General features: G+C 61.1%; 20 protein-coding genes and 1 pseudogene. 11 read left to right on the top strand and 10 right to left on the bottom strand.

Annotation, left to right across the window (positions count from 1 at the left end):
• The first annotated feature begins 360 nt into the window (after window positions 1–360).
• The 8 genes and pseudogenes from rfbF to AAHG09_RS27960 all read left to right on the top strand — a co-directional run.
• A complete protein-coding gene (rfbF, locus tag AAHG09_RS27995) occupies window positions 361–1,131 on the top strand; it encodes a glucose-1-phosphate cytidylyltransferase (protein ID WP_342110963.1) in 771 nt (256 codons plus the stop codon).
• A complete protein-coding gene (gene rfbG / locus AAHG09_RS27990; RefSeq protein ID WP_342110961.1) occupies window positions 1,131–2,198 on the top strand; it encodes a CDP-glucose 4,6-dehydratase in 1,068 nt (355 codons plus the stop codon). The genes rfbF and rfbG overlap by 1 nt, the downstream gene beginning before the upstream one ends.
• Before the next feature lie 9 nt (window positions 2,199–2,207).
• Entirely contained in the window at window positions 2,208–3,548 is a 1,341-nt protein-coding gene (gene rfbH, locus AAHG09_RS27985; protein WP_342110959.1) for a lipopolysaccharide biosynthesis protein RfbH, read from the top strand.
• 29 nt (window positions 3,549–3,577) lie between these two features.
• Window positions 3,578–4,492: an NAD-dependent epimerase/dehydratase family protein gene (locus AAHG09_RS27980; protein WP_342110957.1), complete on the top strand. Its 915-nt coding sequence runs from the start codon at window positions 3,578–3,580 to the stop codon at window positions 4,490–4,492.
• A gap of 39 nt (window positions 4,493–4,531) precedes the next feature.
• The gene (locus tag AAHG09_RS27975; RefSeq protein WP_342110955.1) at window positions 4,532–7,897 is read left to right on the top strand and encodes a tetratricopeptide repeat protein; all 3,366 of its coding nucleotides are present in this window, start codon (window positions 4,532–4,534) and stop codon (window positions 7,895–7,897) included.
• A 267-nt stretch (window positions 7,898–8,164) separates the two neighbouring features.
• Window positions 8,165–9,157 carry an IS481 family transposase gene (locus AAHG09_RS27970; protein WP_342110953.1) on the top strand — a complete coding sequence of 331 codons (993 nt, stop codon included), beginning with the start codon at window positions 8,165–8,167 and terminating at the stop codon, window positions 9,155–9,157.
• 77 nt (window positions 9,158–9,234) lie between these two features.
• On the top strand, window positions 9,235–10,326 hold the full coding sequence (locus tag AAHG09_RS27965) for an IS630 family transposase (RefSeq protein ID WP_342110951.1): 1,092 nt from the start codon (window positions 9,235–9,237) through the stop codon (window positions 10,324–10,326).
• 213 nt (window positions 10,327–10,539) lie between these two features.
• A pseudogene (locus AAHG09_RS27960) lies at window positions 10,540–10,777 on the top strand (IS3 family transposase); the annotation flags it as partial.
• Between the two features lie 162 nt (window positions 10,778–10,939).
• Here the strand turns inward: AAHG09_RS27960 and AAHG09_RS27955 are convergent.
• From AAHG09_RS27955 to AAHG09_RS27920, 8 genes are all read right to left on the bottom strand, one after another.
• The gene (locus AAHG09_RS27955) at window positions 10,940–11,695 is read right to left on the bottom strand and encodes a glycosyltransferase family 32 protein (RefSeq protein WP_342110950.1); all 756 of its coding nucleotides are present in this window, start codon (window positions 11,693–11,695) and stop codon (window positions 10,940–10,942) included.
• Between the two features lie 599 nt (window positions 11,696–12,294).
• A complete protein-coding gene (locus AAHG09_RS27950; RefSeq protein WP_342110949.1) occupies window positions 12,295–14,766 on the bottom strand; it encodes a glycosyltransferase family protein in 2,472 nt (823 codons plus the stop codon).
• Window positions 14,767–14,959: 193 nt separating this feature from the next.
• Complete coding sequence (locus tag AAHG09_RS27945) at window positions 14,960–15,607, bottom strand: LbetaH domain-containing protein (protein ID WP_342110947.1); 648 nt, start codon at window positions 15,605–15,607, stop codon at window positions 14,960–14,962.
• 13 nt (window positions 15,608–15,620) lie between these two features.
• Window positions 15,621–16,346: an SDR family NAD(P)-dependent oxidoreductase gene (locus AAHG09_RS27940; RefSeq protein WP_342110945.1), complete on the bottom strand. Its 726-nt coding sequence runs from the start codon at window positions 16,344–16,346 to the stop codon at window positions 15,621–15,623.
• Between the two features lie 9 nt (window positions 16,347–16,355).
• Window positions 16,356–16,583, bottom strand: a complete 228-nt coding sequence (locus AAHG09_RS27935) for a hypothetical protein (protein WP_160533565.1) — start codon at window positions 16,581–16,583, stop codon at window positions 16,356–16,358.
• The gene (locus AAHG09_RS27930) at window positions 16,583–17,620 is read right to left on the bottom strand and encodes a ketoacyl-ACP synthase III (protein WP_342110942.1); all 1,038 of its coding nucleotides are present in this window, start codon (window positions 17,618–17,620) and stop codon (window positions 16,583–16,585) included. Before AAHG09_RS27930 ends, AAHG09_RS27935 begins: the two co-directional genes overlap by 1 nt.
• Window positions 17,613–17,924, bottom strand: a complete 312-nt coding sequence (locus tag AAHG09_RS27925; protein WP_342110940.1) for a hypothetical protein — start codon at window positions 17,922–17,924, stop codon at window positions 17,613–17,615. The genes AAHG09_RS27930 and AAHG09_RS27925 overlap by 8 nt, the downstream gene beginning before the upstream one ends.
• A complete protein-coding gene (locus tag AAHG09_RS27920) occupies window positions 17,890–19,497 on the bottom strand; it encodes an HAD-IIIC family phosphatase (RefSeq protein WP_342110938.1) in 1,608 nt (535 codons plus the stop codon). Before AAHG09_RS27920 ends, AAHG09_RS27925 begins: the two co-directional genes overlap by 35 nt.
• Window positions 19,498–19,675: 178 nt before the next feature.
• On the opposite strand from AAHG09_RS27920, the gene AAHG09_RS27915 reads away from it, so the two are divergent.
• A complete protein-coding gene (locus tag AAHG09_RS27915) occupies window positions 19,676–21,109 on the top strand; it encodes an SDR family NAD(P)-dependent oxidoreductase (protein WP_342110936.1) in 1,434 nt (477 codons plus the stop codon).
• Between the two features lie 12 nt (window positions 21,110–21,121).
• On the opposite strand, the gene AAHG09_RS27910 is transcribed toward AAHG09_RS27915, so the two are convergent.
• Both AAHG09_RS27910 and AAHG09_RS27905 read right to left on the bottom strand, forming a co-directional pair.
• The gene (locus AAHG09_RS27910) at window positions 21,122–21,487 is read right to left on the bottom strand and encodes a hypothetical protein (RefSeq protein ID WP_342110934.1); all 366 of its coding nucleotides are present in this window, start codon (window positions 21,485–21,487) and stop codon (window positions 21,122–21,124) included.
• Between the two features lie 151 nt (window positions 21,488–21,638).
• On the bottom strand, window positions 21,639–22,181 hold the full coding sequence (locus tag AAHG09_RS27905; protein ID WP_342110933.1) for a hypothetical protein: 543 nt from the start codon (window positions 22,179–22,181) through the stop codon (window positions 21,639–21,641).
• A 497-nt stretch (window positions 22,182–22,678) separates the two neighbouring features.
• Between AAHG09_RS27905 and AAHG09_RS27900 the strand changes: the two genes are divergently transcribed.
• Window positions 22,679–23,137: an acyltransferase gene (locus tag AAHG09_RS27900; RefSeq protein ID WP_342110932.1), complete on the top strand. Its 459-nt coding sequence runs from the start codon at window positions 22,679–22,681 to the stop codon at window positions 23,135–23,137.
• 280 nt (window positions 23,138–23,417) lie between these two features.
• A partial coding sequence (locus AAHG09_RS27895; protein WP_342110931.1) for a hypothetical protein occupies window positions 23,418–23,680 on the top strand: 263 nt, incomplete at its 3' end.

The following is a 23,680-nucleotide window of genomic DNA, read 5'->3' as shown; positions in this document are numbered from 1 at the left end:
CCAGCGCAGCCAGCGTCAAGCCCGCGGACGTCTTCCGCAAACCCATTGATAAAAAGCGCTCACGCAGGTTCGAAGCAACCAGGGCATCGAAAGCTTTGTGACCGCGCTCAAACTGCAGCACCGCCGGAAGCTGCGACAGCGGCACATCGAGACATGCAAGAAATAAGGATGCGCGTCGGAAAAAAGCTTACACCAGAGCTCTTTAAGTCAGGGAAGTCGCCAAAACCTGCCAGCGGGGGCGCTGAGTCACGCTGCAGGTTGCGTCAATCATCGATTTGCGGCATCCAGACGTCCGCTATCGGGTCGCCCCCCTATCTCCACCACGTCGATAGCGGGGCAATTGGGCCGCGAAGGAAGACAATGAAGGCGGTAATCTTAGCGGGCGGTCTCGGCTCCAGGCTCGGGGAGGAGACCGGATCCCGTCCGAAACCCATGGTGCTGATCGATGAACGTCCGATCCTTTGGCATATCATGAAAATCTACGGAGCCCACGGCATTAGCGACTTCGTGATATGTCTGGGCTATAAAGGCTATGTAATAAAAGAATACTTTGCAAATTATTTTTTGCACACATCCGACGTTACGTTCGACTTGGCTAACAATGATATGACCGTCCATCATAATACCGCCGAACCCTGGCGAGTGACCTTGGTTGACACTGGGCCGGACAGCATGACCGGGGGACGTCTCAAGCGCGTCAAGCCATATCTTGAGGGCGAAGACGCGTTCTGCATGACGTATGGTGACGGCGTTTCGGATCTAGATATCCGAGCCTCGATAGAATTTCACCGTCAGCATGGTTGCCTTGCTACGCTCGCGGGTGTGCGTCCGCCCGCGCGATTTGGCGCCTTGACGCTTGAGGACACGCTCGTCGATCATTTCGAAGAGAAGCCAGTTGGCGATGGCTCGTGGATCAATGGTGGATTCTTCGTCCTATCCCCGGGCGTGTTCGACTATATCGAAGGCGATGCGACGATATGGGAGCAGGAGCCGCTTCGCCGACTAGCCGCCGATAAACAGCTTCACGCCTTCCTCCATGACGGTTTCTGGCAGCCGATGGATACGTTGCGCGATAAGAATACATTGGAGAAGCTGTGGGAGGGCGGCAAGGCGCCTTGGAAGGTTTGGTGATGGCGAGCCGTACGAATTTCTGGAATGGTCGCAAAGTTTTTTTGACTGGCCATACCGGCTTCAAGGGATCCTGGCTGTCTATTCTACTATCTGATTGGGGCAGTCAGATCTATGGTTATGCCCTGGAAGCCGATACGCGCTCTATTTATCAATCTGCTGGCGTCGAGCAATTACTAACCTGTTCAGATATTGCCGACGTTCGAGACCTTGCTCGATTGACAGCGTCGCTCGCCCAAAGCGGTGCGGAAGTCGTCTTTCACTTGGCGGCACAACCTCTCGTGCGTCCTTCATATAAGGACCCTGTCGAGACATATGCCACGAACGTGATGGGAACGGTCAATTTGCTTGAGGCATGTCGTCGAGTCGACAGCGTTCGAGCTGTGGTGGTCGTTACCAGCGACAAGTGCTATGAGAACCGGGAATGGTTATGGGGCTATCGCGAGTCGGAGGCGATGGGCGGCCGTGACCCTTATAGCAGCAGCAAGGGATGTACCGAACTTGTTACTGCATCGTATCGGGATTCTTTTCTGAGTGGGGTCGGAAAGCGTGTTGCCACGGCCCGAGCCGGAAACGTGATCGGGGGCGGCGATTATTCCACAGATCGCCTCTTTCCCGACCTCGTGAGTTCCCTCCTCCGCAATGAGAGCACCAAAATCCGCAACCCGAACGCGACTCGACCGTGGCAGCATGTCCTTGAGCCATTATCCGGGTATGTAACCCTGGCAGAGCATCTACTCAAAGAAGACGGCGACGCGTACGCGGAGTCTTGGAATTTCGGGCCTGACGCCGGCAGCGATCGCAACGTTCGCGACGTCGTAGAAGCGACATACCGTCATTGGGGTTCCGGTCGGTGGGAACACGAGAAAGGCCCACAGGTTCACGAAGCTAATTATCTAAAGCTCGACTCTTCCAAATCGCGTGCGCTACTGAATTGGAAGCCCCGCTGGGATTTTGAAAATACAATCGCCAAATCGGTGGAATGGTATCGCGCCGACGGGGATCATGCGGACACCTTGGCCGTAACACGACGGCAAATCGAGCAATACCTTTCAGCTACAGGCCTTTGAGGATCAGCCATGCAGTCAAACGAAGCCGCGGCGCTTCGCGCGAAGATTTTAGAACTCACAAGTCAGTATGCAAAACTGGCCCACCAACCCTCGGCATTCGAAGCAGGGAAATCCCCGGTTCCGGTTTCTGGAAAGGTGTATGGCGATACCGAGTTGATGAGTCTGGTCGATTCGTCCCTCGATTTTTGGCTCACGACCGGACGCTTCAATGACGCCTTCGAAAGCCGACTCGCGGCTTTTATCGGCGGTCGTCGTAAGGTCCTGACTGTCAATTCGGGGTCATCGGCGAACCTCGTTGCGCTCACCGGCCTCACGTCGCACCTGCATCGCGAGCGCGCGCTGAAGCCCGGAGATGAGGTTATCACCACAGCCACAGGATTTCCCACAACGGTCAATCCTGTCCTGCAAAATAACCTCGTACCTGTCTTTGTTGATGTAGACATACCTACGTATAATATATTATCGAGTCAAATCGAGGAGGCGGTCACAGACAAAACCCGTGCAATCATGGTTGCGCATACCTTGGGAAACCCTTTCGACCTCGATGAGGTGATGAGAGTCGCGCAAAAATACAATCTTTGGGTTGTAGAAGATTGCTGTGACGCTCTCGGCGCGACATACGACGGCAAGCCTGTCGGTACGTTTGGTGATGTCGGTACGCTTAGCTTCTATCCGGCGCATCATATTACTATGGGCGAGGGGGGAGCGGTCTTCACTGCGAACTCTTTCGTGCTCCGGGCCATGGAGTCAATCCGAGATTGGGGTCGTGACTGCTATTGCCCCCCCGGTGTAGATAACACCTGTAAAAAGCGATTTGGTTGGTCATTGGGTGATCTCCCATTCGGTTATGACCACAAATACACATACTCGCACCTCGGCTATAATTTAAAGATCACTGACATGCAGGCGGCTGTCGGCCTCGCGCAGATGGATCGGGTCGATAATTTTATCGATGTCAGGCGAAATAATTTCGACTATCTTACGTCAATTCTTTCGGCACTCAGCGAATACTTTATTCTACCGGAAGCGACTCCGAGGAGCAAACCGTCATGGTTTGGATATGTATTGACGGTTCGTGAAGACGCACCATTTTCGCGCGATGAGCTTGTCAAACACCTCAACGAGCACAAGATCGCCACGCGACTTTTGTTTGGCGGAAATCTGACGCGGCAACCTTACATGAAGGACCGCAACTATCGTGTGGTGGGTGATCTTACTAATGCTGATATCGTCGTCGATCGTACGTTCTGGATTGGAGTTTATCCCGGTCTGAGCCATGCCCATCTGGACTACGTCGCTGAGGTCTTTAGCGCGTTTGTTCGTCAGAAGAGCAAGATCAAATCCGTTTAATTTATCTTCGCGAAATCAGCACGCTCAACATGAATGCCAATTTGCGGCCTCGTGCTCTTTTGACCGGCGTGACTGGCTACATCGGCGGCTGGCTCACTCATGACCTTCTGCAAAGGGGCTGGTCCGTCGAAGCGCTTGGGCGACGTCGATCGACGCAAATCAACATTCGTACCCATCTCTATGATGGCACTTATGCATCGGTTTCATCTGCGGTTGAGCTTTCACAGCCGGACGTGATTTTTCATCTGGCGTCCGCCGTTTCGGTTGAACATAAACACGAGCAAGTTGCCGACATTGTGTCAGCCAACGTGACTTTCCCGGCGCTCATCCTGGAAGCGATGGCGGCTCATGGATGTTGGAACCTCGTGAACGCCGGAACCTCATGGCAGCACTTTGACGGTACGGACATATACAAGCCGGCCAATCTGTACGCAGCGACGAAACAAAGCTTTGAGGACGTCGCAAGCTTTTATGTGGATGCTCACGAACTAAATGTTCTTACACTCAAGCTTTTCGATGTTTATGGCCCCGCTGATCCGCGCGCCAAGCTCCTTCCTTATCTTATACGGTCGGCACTCGACGGGGTTGAGGTCGTCCTATCACCGGGCGAGCAAATCATCGATCTGGTCCACGTACGCGACGTCGTTACGGCATTCGCGATGGCTGCCGAAAGGCTGAGGTCCGGTCGCCGGAAACTGGAATCATTCCCGGTGCGCTCAGGGGAAACGTTATCCTTGCGCGAGCTCGTTGCTTGCGTTGACTCCGCCGTCGGCGCTCCAATGCGGGTTAATTGGGGCGGGCGCCCGTATCGGGCTCGCGAAGTCATGAAGCCTTGGTCGGCAACGTCATGCCTGCCAAGATGGCAGCCAGCTGTCGAACTGCGCGAAGGTTTGCTGGAGATTGTCGCCGAGGCGCGTCGCACAAGCCGACCAACTTCGACTTGACGCGGGAATCGGCTTAGCAGACCAGACTCGAGGGACTTCATGGCTGATCTTTCTGATGGGCATGATCATGCCCTCACGCCAACCATTCCGAAGATCGATGTGGTGCCCGTACCGAACAGTACTGAGGCTACGCTAATGCTGCGCTCGGTGGGAGAGAGCGCCGTTATGGCTTGGAGCAATGTTCTCCTTGCAGAACCCTCGGGTATTGACGCTGCGATTGTCTTATCGCTCCTGCATACTGCCGCGAATCTGCATCGAATCGAAGGTCGACATCCCGAAGCGCAGGCACTCTTCGAACGGATCCTGGAGCACACACCGGCCGACTACAATGTGCGCGTTGCGTTAGCGGAGTATGCCTCCGCACGCGGCGACACCAAAGCGGTCTATGATCTGATCTTACCCGCCCTACCGTCTCTGCTGCCGACCGCGCAGATCTTTCGCGATGTTCTTGGTAGATTTTGCCGCATCGCATTTGAACTTCATGATTTCGAGTCAGCTTCTGCTGTATTCGACGTTATCGGATCGGCAGACAGCTTGTTGGCCGATGGAGATGAGACCGCCATCGCGATCCGCGAGCATCTTTCCACACTGAAACAACTGGGGGTATTAGAACTACTTAAAGGCGCCAATTTCTATGGTGTAACAGCTAATAAGACGGAATTAGTGGCGTGTTTATTCGCACTGGATGAATATGATCTCTTGCGCCGCGTTGGCCAGGTCGCGAACATCCTCGCACCTGACGACGAGGTCGATAGCGTCGCTGTTCGAATTGCGTGGGCGGTTGCAGAAGTCGCTGCCGTACATCGGTGGACGCGCCCGTATCGCTCGGCGACAAGGCTTGTCTCCAGATTGTTAGCCGCCTGCGACGATGCGCGAGGCGCCATCGATGTACTTATATCGTCCGGAATTTCTGACAATCACCTTCACGCACTCCTCACTTGTGCGATCAATGCGTCCAACAAAGGATTGTCAGGTCAGAGCGAACTCGCATCGCTTCGCCCGACGTTGACGTTGTTGTCTGACGAGAATGTGCAATCCCACCACACGAAGCGCGATCTCGGCGAGACACTCAAGCTTTTTCAAGCGAAGGCAGACATCGACACCGCTCAAGCGGTGTGGGAGTCGGCTTATGAACACGGCGCCTTCGACCGCTTAATCCGATATGCGCCGAGCGGCAGATATGCCGACCCGACTCAAGCCCATGTCAACGATCCTTTCTTTCGTCTCTGGAGCGCTGCAGCTGCCGTTTATAGCCTATCCCCGGCCGACGATAACGGACCAGCAGTGTGGTATTTCATCACCTGGCATGCAGAAGTCGAGCAGCTTTTTAGGCAATTTGCTAGCTTATCCAGAAAGGTAAATACCTATATCGTTTCCATCGGCGGGAGCGATCCGCTCTCTCGGTTCTCACATGTGTCTGCGCTATTGTTGGCTGGCGACGTTCATTTCCTGCATCGGCCATCTGTGAGCTGGGGTGGTCAAAAACTCCTGTTTTATAATGTTTTTGAAGCCTTAGAGTATTTTTCAGCTCGATCGGCCGATGATGCTTTGTTTCAAATTATCTGCAATCGAACCTATCCGTTAACTGGCCCCTGCAGTTTTGCGAAGATCATGGGCGAACCTGGGCATCGCCAAGTCTACGCACGCCGGCGCTACTCTATCCCCCCGCCGGCTTGGCACTCGGAGTGGCCTGAGGACATGGTCGCGGGACTTCCCGAGATTTACAATCGGGCGATCGACGACGTTTTTACAAACGCCGATATTCGCCGATTTATGGAACTCGCAACGTATCGTATGATCTACGATAGCAGCGACTTTCGGTTCAATGCGTCTTCATTCAATTTTTCACGCCGCCCACTTGCTCTTGAGGACGAGTTCAAAGGTGGGGGTCAGCAATACATGATATCTGGACATTCGGCCGACATGCGTTGGATGTCCTTCGGACGATTGACCAATTTCGTCGATCTAATGAATGAGACCGGCCATACGTATTCACGGCGCTCTCATCCACGGACTATAAAATGGATCCACTCTGTTTTATCGCGCCACAATCTAAGAACTGGTGATCCGTTTGTTCTCATGAGCCGACGGTTTGTCGATACAATCCTGACGGATCCGGGTTGTCAGGAGCTGTTCGCTGCGTGTGACGTCGGCTTCGCCCCCGAAATGAACTTTTTCGACACTGTTTCCTACACGCCGTCGTATGGACTGCTTTATGAGCTGTCCCATCAATATTTTAGAACTGCGACAAATATAGCCAGTGAAGCCGATGTTCCCGCTGCCAGCTTTGCTGCCGAGGTACAAAAACTGCTCTTTATGCGAAAGATGCTGCCCGAGGTATCTGCGCCGTTTATCCGAAATTTCGCGGATCTTATCGTTGAGGAACAGGGTTGCGGCAGCTTTTTTATCTCTGCCAGGACGGCTCATCAGGACGTTGCTAAGTGCCTGCCACCTGAGCTTATCGATTTCCTCCCGGCCGACATGGTGGGCCTACGCTTTCGTCTCCGCGATCTCCGCGGCCAAGTTCATTTCGCGGGCAGCTTTGGCGTTGACGGTACGCTTTGGCACGATGGTGATATCCTCTCGGAGGGAACTTGGCAGACGACATCAAATGGGATCAGCGTTCTTTTTAGTTGGGGCCGAAAGGATTTCGAGCAGATTGCGACCGATGGATCGAAGTTGATTCTCCCGCCATCGGAGATCGTGTCTGTTCGTAATGCCTGGGGCTTGTTTATGGAGATTGATCTCAAAGAGCTCGTCAGCCGTAAACCGGCGAGCCCAGTCGTAACCGCGGTGTTTACTCCGGATCAGGTCGATGGCTGGGCGTCCTCGTTCTCGCTCGAGTCCGCCATCCTGAGTAATTTCGAGCATGCCGATCCCTCGGATTATCCCGCCGCCATCTCCCGTCCAATCGTAAGTGTAACAGAGATACGTCATGTCCGCGGGCGATATCTTGCGCTCGCAGAGGTCGATGGTTTCCCTGCGCTTGCTCGTCTCCACACTGTCAGCTTCGCCGATGGACGGGCGGCTTGGACTTGGCAACGGGCCTCTGCCGAATGTCTGGAGTTATGGAAATCCGCGATCTCGGGCCCTGCTTCGATTGAGCTGAGACCCGTCGATTTGGTCGGTCGTTACGAAATTAGAGCGATGTCGGCGTTGTCCGATATAGCTCTTTTAGCAGACGGACGGATTGTTGACGCAACCGATGCCGATCTCGGGTTTTGGCACGCGGAGGGTGGGGCCGTTTGGTTCTTCGGAATTCCGGGGTTGCCTGTTGCCCGAGCAAGTCAGTTCCAGTTCAATGATGAAGGGTGGACCTTATCCGGCTGGGCGCAACAGACTCTGGCGAAGACGGTATCCTTCCGGGCGCTGCGGGCCGTTGACAATCCGTCACAATCGAACTGACCTCTGCCGTCGCATGGCGGCGTTGAAGGCGTCGGAGTTCCCGCAGCGCGCAACGCTGCGGGCGCGTTGGCAACGGCCCGGGCCGTTCATCCCTGCCTTCGCGGCACGTTCATCGCCGCGCTGATACTGTCGTAACGCCAATCTGCGCGCCCGACCCGGCCCCCAGGGCGAGGACACCGCCTTTACCAACGGTAGGAGAGGCCACCCTAGATGTTTGATCCCAGGGTTTGATGATGCACTCTTCACGCTGGAGTGGAGGGACGCGCTATGGGCCAAGTTCTTCACGGCAGCGCCACCACGACGGAGGCAGTTCGTCGAGCGATCCAGCATAGTCAAGCGAGCCTGAGGGCACTCTCGAAGCGCTACGGGATCAACCCGAAGACGGTCGCCAAGTGGCGGCAGCGGACCTCGGTCGCCGACCAGCGCACCGGTCCGAAGGATCCCCGTTCGACGGTGTTGTCACCTGAGGACGAGGCGGTCGTCGTCGCCTTTCGCCGTCATACGCTCCTGCCGCTCGACGACTGCCTCTACGCGCTTCAGGCGACGATCCCGCACCTGACCCGCTCGTCGCTGCATCGCTGCCTGCAGCGTCACGGCATCAGCCGACTGCCGGAGGTCGATGGTGGCAAGCCCAAGCGGTCACGCTTCAAGACCTGCCCGCTCGGCTACTTCCACATCGATCTGGCCGAGGTTCACACAGCCGAAGGGCGGCTCTACCTGCTCGTCGCCATCGACCGCACGACCAAGTTCGCCTTCGTTGAGCTTCACGTGAAGGCCACGCGGCGGGTCGCAGGTGACTTCCTCCGCCATCTCATCGAGGCCGTGCCTTACAAGGTGCACACGGTGCTCACCGACAACGGCACCCACTTCACCACGCCCGGCAACGTCGCCTCGGCCGCCTCCATCATCAAGGAGGCGATTGCAGCCGGCGAGACCTTCCGGGCCCACAGCTTCGAACTTGCCTGCGCCCGCAACGATATCGACCATCGCCTGACCAAACCGCGCCACCCCTGGACCAACGGTCAGGTCGAGCGGATGAACCGCACGATCAAGGACGCGACGGTCAAGCGCTACCACTACGACAGCCACGGGCAGCTCCGTGCGCACTTGGCCGACTTCGTCAGCGCCTACAACTTCGCCCGCCGCCTCAAGACCTTGCGCGGCCTCACGCCCTACGAAGCCATATGCAAGGCATGGTCCGCTGAGCCCGGCCGCTCCAGGTCAAACCCGCTCCACCAAATGCCGGGACCGAACATCTAGTGGTGTGTGTTAGAGGTTTCCTTGCGGTTTTAAAGGTCGAGAGCCATCTGCCGGACGTCCGCGAGGAGGTTTCTGCGATGGCCCGTGGTCCCAAGCCGGCCGAGCTTAATCTGACCGACGATGAGCGCGCACGGCTGGAAGGCCTGGTCCGCCGCCGCACCGTCGGTCAGGCGCTGGCCCAGCGCGCCCGGATCGTGCTGGCCTGCGCCGAGCCCGGCTCCACGAACACCGGCGTCGCCCGCAGCCTCGGGGTCAGCCGTCCGAGCGTCACGACCTGGCGCGCCCGCTTCCTTGCCCAGCGCCTCGACGGTCTCGTCGACCTGCCACGCTCCGGTGCGCCGCGCGGCGTCGAAGACACGGTGGTCGAGACGATGATCACGCTGACCCTGGAAGGCCAGCCAGAGAACGCCACGCACTGGTCGACGCGCGCCATGGCGAAGCGGGTCGGAATGAGCCAGACCATGGTCTCACGGGTCTGGCGCGCCTTCGGCCTGCAGCCACACAGGACCGAAACCTTCAAGCTGTCGACCGACCCGGCCTTCGTCGACAAGGTGCGTGATGTCGTCGGCCTGTACATGGCCCCGCCGCACCGCGCCGTGGTGCTGTGTGTCGATGAGAAGCCGCAGATCCAGGCGTTGACCGGGACCGCGCCGGTGCTGCCGATGCGACCCGGGCAGCCCGAGCGCCGGACCCACGACTACCGACGGGCTGGCACGACCGACCTGTTCGCGGCGCTCGACGTACAGGCCGGGCGCGTCATCGGCCATTGCGCGCGGCGTCATCGCTCCATCGAGTTCCGCGCCTTTCTCGATCAGATCGAGGCTGCTGTGCCGAAGGACCTCGATGTCCACCTCGTTCTCGACAACGCGGCCACACACAAGAACAAGCTCATCCACGACTGGCTGCTGAAGCGCCCGCGCTGGCACCTCCACTTCACGCCGACCTCAGCCTCTTGGCTCAATCTCGTCGAGGGCTGGTTCGCGCTGCTGACGCGGCGCCAGCTTCAACGCGGCGTGTTCGAGACCACGGGCGATCTGGAGACCGCCATCCACGCCTACATCGATCAGACCAACGTCGCACCAAAGCCGTTCGTCTGGACGAAGTCGGCCGATGCCATCCTCGCCAGCGTCAAACGCTTCTGCCAAAGAACCTCCAACTCAGGCCAGTAGACGCCGTAGTCATGGGGCCGCGCCCCGATCTGGCGGTCTTTGCTCAGACCCACGAGCAGCCCCGTACCACGGGTCGCTTCGGACCAGCCTGATCTGACCGGTTGGCTTCAGACCGGACTGATCGAGAGTATCAGCCAGGACCGAAAGCGTCGGACATGCGGCGAGGTTAGAAGACGCGCGTAGAGCGTGCCGTGTCGAAGCTGCGCCAGACGCAGCTTAGACTTCGTGCAGGCCCAGATGTACGATGGGGAAAGCCTGCGCATCCTGACACGGGTCGACGACCTCATCCTCGGTCTTTCGAAGAGGCAGCCGGGCCCAACTCGCGCTGGAGAGGGCACGGCCCAATCAATAGTCTTGGCGTCATTGAGGCACTGGTCGACACCATGTTCCTACTTGGCATTCCGAAGCACATTCGCTGCGACAATGGCCTGAGATGACTTCGAAGGCACTGTGCGGGGGGCGCCAAAGCTGGCTTGTCGACTCAGTATGCCCCCCAGGCCAATCAAATCGGTTAAAGAAACACTACTCTGCTCATCCTCTTCGTAGGGCCGCGAGATGGACTGCACCGAGCTCTTTGAACTGGTTATGGGCGAGCTCAATCGACGCACCAGTGTCATAAGTATATGGACTCTGTCTTCTCCCTCACTGACCAGTGTCGTTGATCGGCGCTATAGCTACCGTGGCCCAGTTCGACCAGCCTCCCCCAGACATCATCGGAATTCAGGATGATACTATTCGACGTCCATTCGTTGCGCCCTTTCATTTCAGCCAAGATATCCATATATATCTTTACGCCGGCAATATGGCAAACAGACGTTGACAGCCTGCTATTGATGTTTTGATGCGCTCGATCAATGCAGAAATTTATAAATCTATTGTTTGGCATAGATCCAATCAAGTTATTCGTCAGGACGCCGGCGGGGTCTTGCAAAAGAGCAAATTTAAAATGCTCAATTAAAACAACGTCTTTGTCCAAATAGTCATCGAGCCATCTGCGAATTGGCTTGACTTTGAGATCAGACCAAAATCCACCAAATTCTTGAAGAATATAAAGCCTGACAATGTCAGCTTTCATTGCCTCGAACCGACAGAGCCCGATCGCGCCCATCATCCGTTTGGCGCGGGCATCCGGAAGACTTTTGGCAACTTCATCGATTGTCCAAAGCCTATGCCTGAAATCTGGATACAGCTCCTTCCAAGCCCGAACCTGCATCACGACGTCGTCAGGAATGTCATCGAGATGGGTCGGTTTGATCCAAAGCTGATGTATTAGTTTAGGAATTCGGCTCCGGCAGTCGGCATGCTGAAAAGCTCCGAGCCGATTCCTGTTCAAGAATCTTCCCAGTTTCGACAATAAATTCGCTCTCATTCAAACCCCTCCCCGCGGGCGCACCCTCTTATTGAAATCAGAGCCTATCGTGAACTGATAAGCGGTCTATCTTTTTATCAGTGCATGAGATGGATGAAAACGATTATGTGCAATTCTACCCGCATGGTGCCGGCACACCTGTAAACGTTCACTGAGCTTCAGCAGCACGCGGCCCCGGCAATGGATCACCGAACAACCGACTCGTTCGGCAGATGCACAATGCCGCACCGGACCTCAGCCACCTTGATGCCCACCAAGTCGATCAAACGCGCGGCATTAGTCGCGCTGTCATCGGTGCGACCTTTGATCGACAAGGCCGTGTTCCCGGCTGTTGCGTGTCTCCGCATGTACGGCGGCGCGCAGCCGCCCGATCGCGCCGCGTCGTCGAAATCGGCGCGAGCCACGAGTTGCTACGATAAGGTCCTCGTCGCCTTTCGCGGATTCATTACCGTGACAAGCGTGGTCGTATGGCGCAATCAGTTGAATCCTCGCCGCAGCCCAGGAGCACTGCGTCTGGCTTAGCATCAGAGGGGCCGGCGCTACCGTATGGCGCCAGAACCCCGATTCATTTCACCCGGCATTCGGTATGAATAGCGATTTCAGAAGACCCAGTACGCAGCCTTCTCAGCCGCGAAGCTCGGAAATCTGCCCTCTGCGCGTCCATAACTCTCGAAATGGAACTGCGGATTAATTCCGGCATCCCTTACATCTTGATATCGATCAAGATACCAAACTGGATCGAGACGCTCGTCTAAAATAGAGTTGCTGCCGATGTCGTGAAGAGCCACAGCCATTCCTCCGGCGGCCTCTATAAACTTGTAAGACAGAACCGTAAATGACGCGGGGATAGTCTCTGCGGCCGGGATTGCGTCGCTGCAATCCAGTTTAAATCCAGAGTGGTTTATCCAGATCGAGTATACCCGCCCGAGCACTTCGCGCTCTCTGGGTAGAGAAATGTAGAGGAGCTGCTCTTTATCCGTCAACTCGAGCGTCCCGAGAAGATTATCGCCGAGATAGATATCATAAACATGATGCCCAACGCCTCCATCCCCGACGTCTCCTTCTTCGCTGGAGGGGACTTTCGCTTCAACGAGGATGCGCAAAATAATACAAAGGTCAGAGGAGCCTGTGGGTGTCTGAAACGAGATGTTGCCACACGCACCGTGAACGGTAGATCCAATGTCGTCACTTGAACGAAATCCCTCACCAAATATTTTTGCTCCCTCGCTGCCTTCTGTTGCACGATACAAATAATCCAGCCTGACCTCTTGCGGCAAAGGATGTATCGCTTCTAGATTATAATCAGGTTTCTTCTGATCGATCGCTGGGTGGGCAGGGAGCAAGCAATCGACCAGCCTCTTGTCATACCGCAGCGGCCGACGGTCGGATACGATGGCAGGATAAAGATATTTCAACCAGACATACGAGGCAATCCCCGTCTCCACCAGTCTAGAAGACGATCTCGCAAATGCGGCGACGAGATTGACCTCGTGTCGATCGAGAATTCTCAGCATATCCAATCGCAGGGTACGCAAAATCTCCGATTTGAACATTAAGCGACCAAATCCATAATCTGCGGAGAAACTGGAAATTTGCTCGTCTAGCTCAAAATTATTTGACGCGAACCTTATTGATAGTAGCCCCTCCTTGTCGAAGCCCTTTATTAGAAGCCCAGAGGCTGCAATCAATGCAGATTTCTCATTCATCAAGGCGAAGGCCAACGACGCAAAATGATACTGGTGAAACTCCTCGTCGGCACGAACGAAGGCGAGAAGCGGCCTGTCGACGGCATCAAAGGCTTCGGTGATCGAGGTCGTTAGGAGCTGGACGTTAAATATTGAGTTGGATTTCGGCTGGATATCTCCGACTATGTTCTGGACGTCAGGGTCTCGCAGCTGCTTTTGGGACAATAAAATTATCAGATTGCTTGCAATATTTAGTTGCGCTACAATCTGTTCAACGCTTTCGGCGATCCGCGCATTAGGGACATCCCTGTAGTCGCAAATCAGGGAGATGCTGGCTGGTTCGCCTCCCGCCAAGTAGGGCTCTGCGTAAGCCGATCGGTCGGCATGGGTCGAAATAAGTTGATTTAGCGACGCCTCTAGGGAAAAAGATGAGCCTAAGATTTCTTGGCTCCTCAAAACACGCTGGCTTGCCGTGGCCGGGTCCGATCGAACCTCCGATATTATCCGTTTCACCTCAACGGCAATTTCGCTCTCGGATAATTGGTCGTCATCGATAACATACACACATTCCTTGAAGTATTTATCAACTAGTGGGTGCTTGTTGGTGACAACAACCGCCCCGCCGGCCATGCCCTCGAATAGGCGGTTGCTCAGGATGCCGCTCTCTTGATGCTGCTTCGAAGAAAGCGCAAGACATATGCCAGCTCTATTTATTGCCTTGACAACACTTGCGCCATCAAACGGGATTTCACCTTTGTAGTTGGCGAATCCCTCCCAGGGCCGTTGATTGAGGAACAACTCCGGTCCATAAATATCGATCATATTGTCATTATCCAAATCAATCAATAAGTCGTGAAATCTTCCTTTCCGACCGACCATCCGCTCCCAGTTTATGCCAACATAAAACAAGGTGGCCGTGGGGGATATTGAGGACTGGAGATAAGGCTGCGGGCAATTGTGAAACAGCTTGATGGGTTCGAGATACCGCTTACCCAGCCGCTCGAAATTCAGGCGCGCATGCGCGTCCGCGAGGGGGGATTCGCATGATAAGACATCATTGTGACTGCAGGTTTTCTCCGTCACGGCCGAGAAGCCGAAGATATGATAATAATCTAGTGGATTCCAGAGAGCAATGTATGTATACAGATCGAAGATCTTCGGAGATTCAAAATGCAACGAAATCGCAAACAGATGCGATGTCCGTGTTACGGAGCGAGAAATCAAGGTCGAGTCGTCTGACTCGATAATTCTTCCTTGACTGTCAATGATGTCCAGATTGATGCCACAGTTGCGACTTGCTATCTTGATTCTTTGAACAACCTCATATTCCGCGTTTTTCAAATTTGGCCAAGTGTGAATGAGAGCTATACGACCCGATGCTGCCATTTGTTCGTCCTTCTCGAAGCCGACGTTGGATGGTTTTATGATTGAATACCCAGCGCCTGCTGCGTCTCAATTGGGTCGCTTGTTGGTTAGGACGATCCTAGCTCGTCTGGCACATGTCAAATTTCGTCGACTTTAAGCTGGCCGTCACTCGCGCCAGCGCGCTGTCGTAACGCTCGTCGGGCCTCGGAGCAGGTCAACCGCGGTCCGCCGCGACCGGATTATCCGGTCTCGGCCAAACCGCGGCATCGTCCGGCACCGCGCGCAGCACGGTACAGCCCATGCCGATCATCGCCCGCGCGCCCACCTTCAGGCCCTGCAGCACCTTCGCGAGCGGCCCGACCAGACCGTCCGCGCCGATCAGGCAACGCCCGCCGATGAAGGCCGCCGGCGAGATCGTCGTGTTGTCGCCGATCTCCGCGTCGTGACCGATGATGGCGCCGGTGTTCACGACGCTGAAGCGGCCGAGCCGGGCATCGACGTTGACGATCACCCCGTGCGCCACGAACGCCCCGGCGCCCAGCGCCACCCCCTGGCTGACGATCGCATGCGGCGACACCAGGGGCGGGCAGGGGAGGGCGTGCCGATCGAGCCACGCGATGATCTCGGCGCGCGCCTGGATCGCGGCCCGGCTCACGCCTCCGACGGCGAGCGCCACGCCGGCGAACTCCGCGCGGTCGGCCAGGAGTTCGTCGAGATAGCCCCGGTAGGTTCCGACCTGGGCACTCGGCTGGCTCGAATAGGTCGCCTCCACGGTGTAGCCGCAGAGCTGCGCGACCTCGGCGATCTCCTTGGAGAAGCCGCCGCCGCCGATCAGGGCCAGGCGCTTGGTCTCGGACGTCACCGGCAGCCTTCCATCAGAGCGTCGCCCCGCCGTCGACCCGCAGGATCTCGCCGGTCACGTGCCGCGCCCGCGGCGACATCAGGAACGCGATGGCGTCGACCACCGAGTCCACCGTCGCGGCGCCTGCTGGGCTCCGCTTCTCCAGCGCGGCCTTGAAGTCGTCGCCGTAGAGGCGGGCATGGGCTTGGGTCATCTCGGTGTCGAGCCAGCCCGGCGCGATGCCGACCGCGCGGCGCGGTGCGAGTTCCCGGGCCAGACCGCGGATCAGCGCGTCGAGACCCGCCTTCGAGGCCGCATAGGGAACAATCGCCGGCTCCGGGCGCTGGGCCGCGACCGACGATATCGCGCAGAACACCGCGTCCCGCGTCGAGACTCGGGCACTGCCGAACGCGGCGGCGAACAGCGTCGGGGCGACGAGGTTCGTCGTATACAACCGCGCGACCTCGTCCACGCCGAGGCTGCGCAGGGGTTTGATGATCTGTACGCCCGCGCAGTACACGAGGCCCGTCAGCAGCCCGCGCTCGGCGACCGCAGCCTGCAGTACGCCGCCGATCGCCGCGAGGTCGGTCACGTCCGCCGCGACGGTCGCGATCCCCGCGTCAGTGAGCTCAGCCAGCTTGTCCGCCCGCCGGGCGAGGGCGGTGACGATCGAGCCCTGTCCGGCGAAATGCTCCGCAACCGCCCGGCCGATGCCGCTGCTGGCGCCGACGACGAGGATATGACCTGCGGGATCCGCCATCGCCCGGCCTCAAGCGGCCAGCTTCGTGCCGGCCATGGCCAGGAGGTCGTCGGTGGTCGCCGCCTCCGCGATCCGCGCCGGCTCGACCTCGAGGCCCAGCGTGTCGAACAGCGCCATGATGTTGAGGATGCCGAGGGAATCGAACGTCTCGATCTCGCCGAGCTTCTGGCCGCGCGCGAGCGGCCCCGGCTGATCCAGGATCGCGCCGAGCTCGTCCAGGAACCCAGCCTCGGTCATCACGCCTGCTCCTCGAACGTCAAGACGGGGGGTGCGTAGATCCGGTCGGTGGTGATGGCGCACGCGCCCCAGCTCAGACCCACGCCGAACCCCGCCAGCACCGCCCGCAGGGGCCGGTGCGCAAAATCCTCCGCCAGGAAGCCCGAGATCGTGCCGGGGATCGAGGCGGAGTTCTGGTTCCCGTAGACGGATTGCGTGCCCGAGGGAAGCTTGCCGTCGTCGAGCCCCAAGCGCCGCTGCAGGTTCTTCAGGATGTACTTGTTCGGCTGGTGCAGGACGTAGAAGTCCGGATCCTCCGGCTTCAGCCCCGCAGCCGCCAGGATGTCGGTGATCAGCCCCGGCACGCGCTTGAGCGTGAAGTTGAACACCTGCGCACCGTCCATGTGCATGGAGGCGGGCTTGTCGGCATCCTCGGCGTCCCGGCGAAGGCCGCTATGCGGGATGAACAGGGCCTTCTCGCCCGACCCGTCGCTGTGGAGCTGGAACACGCTCTCGGTCGCGCGCCGCTCGACCAGGATGGCGGCGCCCGCATCGCCCATGATCGGCGTGATCGAGCGGTCGTCCCGGGCGACCATCCGGCTCGCCACGTCGCCGACGCAGAGCAGGATCCGCTTCAGGCCCGATTCCACGAGGCTGTAGGCGACCGAGAGCCCGTACACGAAGCCGCTGCAGCCGAGCCGCATGTCGAAGCACAGCGTGTCGGTGCGCATGCCGAGCCGGTGCTGCAGGCTGATCGCGGTCGCGGGCGAGCTGTAATCGGGGGTCTGGGTGACCAGGATCAGCCCGTCGAGATCCTCCGGCCGCAGGTCGAGGCCGGCGAGGAGTTGTCGGGCGGAATGCAGGCAGAGGTCGGCCGTCGTCGTGTCGTCGCGCACGACCACGTGGCGCGTGGTGAAGCCCATCGCGCGCTTGAGCCGCTCGGCCTCCTCCGGCGCCATGCCGAGACCGGCCGCCTCCGCGTCGAAGGCCAGCGCCCGGCCGCCGACCGTGGTGACGAGGCCGGCGAGGCCGGCGTTCCGGAAGCGCAGCTCAGCCACGGGCGACCGCGTCCGCCACGTAGTCGAACCAGCCCTGCAGCCGCCGCAGCGGCGAGCGGGTGCTGTCGAGGATGCTCTCGTCGGCGAGCGGCACGTAGCGGCCCACGGTCTTCTCGACCTCGGACTCGGTCTCGAGCAGCAGTTCCACCACCGCGAAGGAATCGATCCGGTCGAACAGATCGTCCTCGGGGCCGAGCGCGCTCAGCTCCGGGCGGCCCCAGGTCTCGATCAGGCGGTCCAGGGTGGTGCGGGCCGCGGCGGCCGCGCCCTCACTCCGCGACGATGTCGATGTAGGCGGTGTCATCCGGTCCTCGGGTCAGTCGATAGTCCTTGCCCTCGGGGCCAGAGCCGAGGAGCGCGAACCCGTTCTCGTCCAGGAAGGTCTCGACCATCCGGTTCTTCGCGCTCGGGCGATACTGGGCCCGGAGCTCCGGATCGGCCTCCTGCTGGCACACGTAGCGCAGAACTTGGCTCTCAATGCGGCGCCCCAGCGCCCGGCAGCTCATCAGGAAGGTCTCGAGCACGCCGTTCCGGACGATGGCGACGCCGACGATGCCCATGTCGCCGAACCGGTCGACCACCCGGGCCGCGTAGACGCTGCCCGCCTGCATCGCGGTGGCGACCTCATCCTCGGTGTAGCGCCGTGTGGTCAGGTTGAACTGGTTGGTCTTGTTGATCAGCTGCGTGACCCGCCGCAGGGCGCCCGGATTGTTGCGGGCGATGTGAACGCGGATCTCCAGGGAGGCCAGGTACGCGTCCATCGAGGCGGCCGAGCGCTGCAGCTCCTGGCGCTGCGCCTCGCCCCGGTACTGGTCGGTCTTGGCCAGATCCTCCGCGGTGACGTTCCGGGCCCGCAGGGAGGCGATGCCGTCGAGGAGGGTGAGCGCCTGCTCGGGCCGCGTCCGGTCGAACAGGTGGCACTCGACCCCGGGGAGCCGGGCGCGCACCTCCTCGATCTCGAACGGGTTGTCGTCGAGGAAGATGAAGCTGTCGAGGCCGAGGTTCAGGGCCGTGGCGAGGTCGCGGATATTCTCGCTCTTCTCGGACCAGTTGCTGCGATAGGCCACGAAATCGTCGAGGCGCAGCGGCATCGCGCGCTGGGCGAAGACGGCGCGGAAATCCTCCTCGTTGTTCTTGGTCACGGCGCAGAGCAGGATGCCGAGGCGCTTCAGGCGCAGCAGCTGGCGCTGGAGCTGGGTGTGGACGATGCCCGGATAGTCGCTGTCGACCTCCAGGTTCTCCACCCCGTCCTCGCCCACGACGCCGCCCCAGAGGGTGTTGTCGGCATCGACCACCACCACCTTGCGGCGGGCCCGCAGCCGGGCCGCGACGGCGTCGGCATAGCGCTCGACCAGCGCGTCCACGGCCGCCGGGGCGTAGGGCATCTGGTACATGTGCCGGTTGCGCTCGCGGAAGGCGTTGGCGAAGCCGAGGATCGCGAGGGTTCCGGCCGCGTCGATGACGCTGACCCGCTCCTGCGACCGGGCGAGATCGAACAGCACTGCGTTGATCCGGGCCAGGGCCTCCAGCTGATCGTGGAGGTCGCTCTCCACCGACGAGACCGGCACGAACGGCACGGTGTTGAGGATGACCGTGCCGGGCGCCCGCGCCAGCCGGGCCGCGACCAGCTCGGCGAGGCCGCGCGCGCGGGCGACGGACGCCTCATCGGGGGCGACGTCGAAGAACCAGCGATGGTCGAGATGCACGACGAGGACGTCGACGGAGGCGGGCCCCGCCAGGACCTGCTCGATCTGTCCGATCGGGAAATGCTCGACCGAGACCGCCGCGAGATCCGCGAGGCGCCCCGCCACCTTCCCGAACGGGTTGGTGACGACGTTTCCGACGAAGCCGATCGAGAGGGCGCGAGCCGTGGTCATCCTCGATACCGGTCTTTGCGGCATCCCGGCGGATGCCTGCCCTCCGGCGAACGACCGGCCCCTTCCTGTGCGTGCGAGCGCCGTCCTCTTGCGAGATCCCCTCTCATAAAGCAAGGGGCTGAACCCGGGATCCGGCCGCACCGACCCCGGGGCAGGGCGCTCGACGAGGAGCTTCGCGATGGACGACACCGATCCGGACGACGGTCCCGCGATGGTGCGCGTCTGGACCGAGGCGCACCAGATCGCCTTCGCGCGCGCCACCGGCGACGTGAACCCGATGCATATGGATGCGCGGGTGGCCCGGCGGACGCTGGCCGGCGAGCGGGTCGTCCACGGCGTCCACGCGGCGCTCTGGGCCCTCGAGACCTGCGCGGCCCTGCACCCGCTCGAACGGCTCGCGACGCTGCAGATGCGGTTCGAGCGCTTCGTGCTGGTCGGAGACCGCACCGAACTGACGATCCACGAGGCGGGCGCGCAACAGATGCGCCTGTCACTGTCGGTGGACGGCATCCGCGCGCTGACGATCCAGGCCGCCTTCGCCGCCGAGCGCCCGCCGGCTCAGCCGGTCGCAGCCGCGCAGGCCGCGATCCCGGCCGAGCCGGTCGTGGTCGATCCGGCGGCGCTCGGCGGCCTGAGCGGGGCGTTCACGCTCCCCGATCCGGGGGCGATCGTCGCCCTGGCGCCGCGTCTCGCCCGCGCCATCGGGCCGAGCCGGGTGGCGGCCCTGGGCAGCCTCTCCACCCTGGTCGGCATGTTCGTGCCGGGGCTGCACTCGATCCTCTCGAAGATCGACGCGACCCTGACCGGCGAGGCCGATGGCGCGAGCCTCGCCTATGCGGTGAAGCGGTTCCAGCCGATGCTCCAGTCGGTGACGATCGCGGCCGACGGACCCGGCCTGACGGCGCGGGTCGAGGGCTTCGTCCGCCCGCGCCCGGTCGAGCAGGAGACCCTGCGGGACCTCGCGGCCCTGGTGCAGCCGGGGGCGTTCTCCGGCGTGTCCGCCCTGATCGTCGGCGGCTCGCGGGGGCTCGGTGCGGCGACGGCCAAGCTGATCGCCGCGGGGGGCGGGGCGGTCTGCATCACCTACGCGTCCGGCGCGGAGGCCGCGGAGGCGGTGGCCCGGGAGATCCGCGACGGCGGCGGGCGCTGCCAGGTCCTCCGGTACGACGCCGCGCGACCGGTCGCCGAGCAGCTCGGATCGCTGGAGCTCGACCCGACCCAGCTCTACCATTTCGCGACGCCCCGCATCTTCCGCCAGAAGCGCGCCCCGTTCGAGCCGGCCTGCTTCGAGGAGATGATGCGGATCTACAATTACGCCTTCTACGCGCTGAGCCAGTTCTGCCTCGGGCGTGGAAACCCGCTGGCCGCCTTCTACCCCTCGACCACCGCCATCGACGAGGCGCCCCGCGACACCCTGGAATACGTGATGGCGAAGACGGCCGGCGAGACGCTGGCGGCCACGATGGCCAGGACGATCCCGAACCTCCGGACCGTGATCGAGCGTCTGCCCCGGGTGCGGACGGATCAGACCGCCACGATCTTCCCCGTTCCCGCAGCCGCCCCGAGCGCCCTGATGCTGCCGATCATCCGGCAGATGTCGTCGCCGCCCTGAGCGGTGCCGGCGTCAGCGCGCCGTCGCAGCCCCCGCCCCCACGGAACTGGACAGCGCGTCGTTGCCGCCCTGGACGCCGGCGGTGCCGAGCGGATTGCCGCGCGTATCGGTGTTGAGGTTGGGATCCTGCTGGACGAGACCACCGGGCGCAGGATCGAAGGGCTGGACCGGATTGTTCGCCTGCAGGCCGCCGCCGAACGGCACCACGAGCCGGCTGGGCCGGATGGAATCCTCGCACAGGCCCTGGCAGATCGGCTCGACCAGGTCGGTCGGCTGGCAGATCGGCCGCATCACGCCCCTGACGCAGGCGCACCGGCAGGCCGCCCAGGCCTCACTCGGCAGCAGCAGGACGGCGCACAGCAAGAAAATCGACCGCATGGCGGATCGCCCCCGGTGAAGCCGCCACAACCCGGCGGTGTCGACATGGTAGCAGGCTCGCAGACGGGCCGCGAGGCTCAGCGGCTGGGATCGGGGCTGCCTTTCCGGATGGCCTTTCCGGATGGCTCGGCCCTCCGGAAGGCGCGCGCGGTCACTCCGCCGCAGCCGCGTCCGGGTGGTCGGCCGGGTCGCCGGTGCTTTCGTCGGCGTCTTCGTCGGTGTCGTCCTCGGCCGGATCGGCCGCGGACCCCCGGTCCGCGGCGGCCGAGAAGAAGTCGCCCTTCCGGACCGCCTCGCCGCTGGTCACCATCATGCTCAGGTAGGTGTTGAGCGTGTTCGGCGCGACGTCGGACAGCCGCTCGGCGATCTCGGCATGCGACAGGCCCTGCGGCCCCGCCGTGCCGAGAAGGGCCTTCAGACGGCCCTTGGCCGAGTTCGCCCGCGGACCCCGGGCGCCGCGCCGGCCGCTCGGCTGGACCGCGGCCCGCTCACCGCCGAATGGCCGCGGCCCCTCCGGAGCGGGATGGGCGGCGATGTCCTCCAGCGGGATGCCCTCCACGATCGCGGTCAGCGCGGCCTCGGCCGTACGGAGCTTCGTCAATTCCTCGGCGAGCCGGTCGTAGTCGTTCTGAAGCGCTGCTCTGCGCGCCCGGACGTCGGCCAGCGCTTTCGTCAGCGTGTTGTCCTCGGTCACCGGACAGCCTCTTGGTCTGATGTCGCTCTCAACGCAGGCCATACGGCATAGGCCTTCCGCGGCGTCAACAGCGCGCGGGCGGCGCGCTCACGACCCGGATCGTTCGCGGCCGACGCGTTGGCCGTTCGGTTGTAAGGCCCACACGCCATGACATAGAAGCTTCGCGACACGTGTCGGCCGGATGCCAGACCCTCCGGATCCGCTTCGAACTCTTCAATCCGGTCATGAATCCGGTCATGACCAAGACCGCAGCTGCCACCAGGGACGACGGATGCCCGGCCGCGGGCTCGACGCGCCGCGCCCCCACCGGCCGCGGGGCGAGCCGGCCGCCAAACACCGCCGCAGGGCATCATATGCACCTCAATATATTCGACAAGGGGGAGAACAATGTCATCGATATCGACCCCCGTGATCAGCAAAATCACGCCGGGAAGATCTATATCAACGGCGACAACAATTACGTTCGCATCGGACGCGGATGCGTCTCCGACAAGGACATGCACATCGTCATCGAATCGCATTGCCGGTTCGATGTCGGCGAGGATGTGCGGCTCTCGATGGCCAACATCTATGTCGGTTCACGTTCGGTGCTGCGCATCGGCGACCGGACGGGTTTCACCGGATTGGTCCATCTCAATCTGATCGAGGCCAAGGCGATCGAGATCGGCACGGATTGCTCGATCGCATCGGGCGTCTGGATGACGACGAGCGATTTCCACTCGATCATCTGCCGCGAGACCGGGGCGCGGCTGAACGCGGCCAAGCCGGTCCGCGTCGGCAATCATGTCTGGATCGCCAATCAGGCCTCGCTCCTGAAGGGTTCCGTGATCGGCGACAACGCGATCATCGGTGCGCACGCGGTCGTCACCGGGACGGTGCCCGCCCATTGCGTGGCCGCCGGCAATCCGGCGCGCGTCGTGCGGGACAATGTGACGTGGCGCGCCGACCTGATCTGAGCGGCCGACCGATCCGGACCGGTGTGGTTTACCCCGCGCGCGCGTTCCGATAGGGCGATGGCCCGCCGAGGCGGTTCCGAGCCGACGCGACGCCCCGCCCTCGACCCAGCCTGCGCGATTCCATGCTCACCCGAGCTCTCAGCCTCGACGAAAGCGGCGCGCCGTCCCGCGCCGAGCCGGCGCTCACCGCGGTGGAGCGCCCGCGAACGGCCCGCCTGGGCCCGTGCAGGTGGGAGAGCCTGGAACCGGGGATGCCGGACGCCGCGGCGGGATGGGTTCCGTGACGCGGCTGAAGGCTCTGTCCCCCCGCATTCCGGTGTCCCGCTGGGTGCGGGCGCGCGGCGCGCCGCTGCTGGCCCGCCTCGCCGGACCCGCCCTGCCGCCGGCCCACGACCTCGCCAGCGCCGAGGCGCAGATCGCCGCCCTCGGCCCCCACCTCGACACCGCCTTCTACGCCACGTGGTACGGCATCACCGCCGATCCCGTCCGCGACTTCCTCGTCCACGGATGGCGCGCGGGCCGCGACCCCCGCCCCGACTTCTC

The sequence above is a fragment of the Methylobacterium guangdongense genome, from assembly GCF_038442355.1.
In the GTDB taxonomy this organism is placed as follows: Bacteria; Pseudomonadota; Alphaproteobacteria; order Rhizobiales; family Beijerinckiaceae; genus Methylobacterium; species Methylobacterium guangdongense.
This window is presented reverse-complemented; position numbering and strand designations above follow the sequence as displayed.

What these genes read in the sequence shown, in the direction of transcription:
- AAHG09_RS27915 (WP_342110936.1), top strand. Translation starts at nt 19,676, where the DNA reads ATGGACGACACCGATCCGGACGACGGTCCCGCGATGGTGCGCGTCTGG.
- AAHG09_RS27925 (WP_342110940.1), bottom strand. Translation starts at nt 17,924, where the DNA reads ATGACACCGCCTACATCGACATCGTCGCGGAGTGAGGGCGCGGCCGCC.
- AAHG09_RS27955 (WP_342110950.1), bottom strand. Translation starts at nt 11,695, where the DNA reads ATGAGAGCGAATTTATTGTCGAAACTGGGAAGATTCTTGAACAGGAAT.
- rfbG (WP_342110961.1), top strand. Translation starts at nt 1,131, where the DNA reads ATGGCGAGCCGTACGAATTTCTGGAATGGTCGCAAAGTTTTTTTGACT.
- AAHG09_RS27950 (WP_342110949.1), bottom strand. Translation starts at nt 14,766, where the DNA reads ATGGCAGCATCGGGTCGTATAGCTCTCATTCACACTTGGCCAAATTTG.
- AAHG09_RS27920 (WP_342110938.1), bottom strand. Translation starts at nt 19,497, where the DNA reads ATGACCACGGCTCGCGCCCTCTCGATCGGCTTCGTCGGAAACGTCGTC.
- AAHG09_RS27900 (WP_342110932.1), top strand. Translation starts at nt 22,679, where the DNA reads ATGCACATCGTCATCGAATCGCATTGCCGGTTCGATGTCGGCGAGGAT.
- AAHG09_RS27910 (WP_342110934.1), bottom strand. Translation starts at nt 21,487, where the DNA reads ATGCGGTCGATTTTCTTGCTGTGCGCCGTCCTGCTGCTGCCGAGTGAG.
- AAHG09_RS27975 (WP_342110955.1), top strand. Translation starts at nt 4,532, where the DNA reads ATGGCTGATCTTTCTGATGGGCATGATCATGCCCTCACGCCAACCATT.
- AAHG09_RS27970 (WP_342110953.1), top strand. Translation starts at nt 8,165, where the DNA reads ATGGGCCAAGTTCTTCACGGCAGCGCCACCACGACGGAGGCAGTTCGT.
- AAHG09_RS27980 (WP_342110957.1), top strand. Translation starts at nt 3,578, where the DNA reads ATGAATGCCAATTTGCGGCCTCGTGCTCTTTTGACCGGCGTGACTGGC.
- AAHG09_RS27940 (WP_342110945.1), bottom strand. Translation starts at nt 16,346, where the DNA reads ATGGCGGATCCCGCAGGTCATATCCTCGTCGTCGGCGCCAGCAGCGGC.
- rfbH (WP_342110959.1), top strand. Translation starts at nt 2,208, where the DNA reads ATGCAGTCAAACGAAGCCGCGGCGCTTCGCGCGAAGATTTTAGAACTC.
- AAHG09_RS27965 (WP_342110951.1), top strand. Translation starts at nt 9,235, where the DNA reads ATGGCCCGTGGTCCCAAGCCGGCCGAGCTTAATCTGACCGACGATGAG.
- rfbF (WP_342110963.1), top strand. Translation starts at nt 361, where the DNA reads ATGAAGGCGGTAATCTTAGCGGGCGGTCTCGGCTCCAGGCTCGGGGAG.
- AAHG09_RS27935 (WP_160533565.1), bottom strand. Translation starts at nt 16,583, where the DNA reads ATGACCGAGGCTGGGTTCCTGGACGAGCTCGGCGCGATCCTGGATCAG.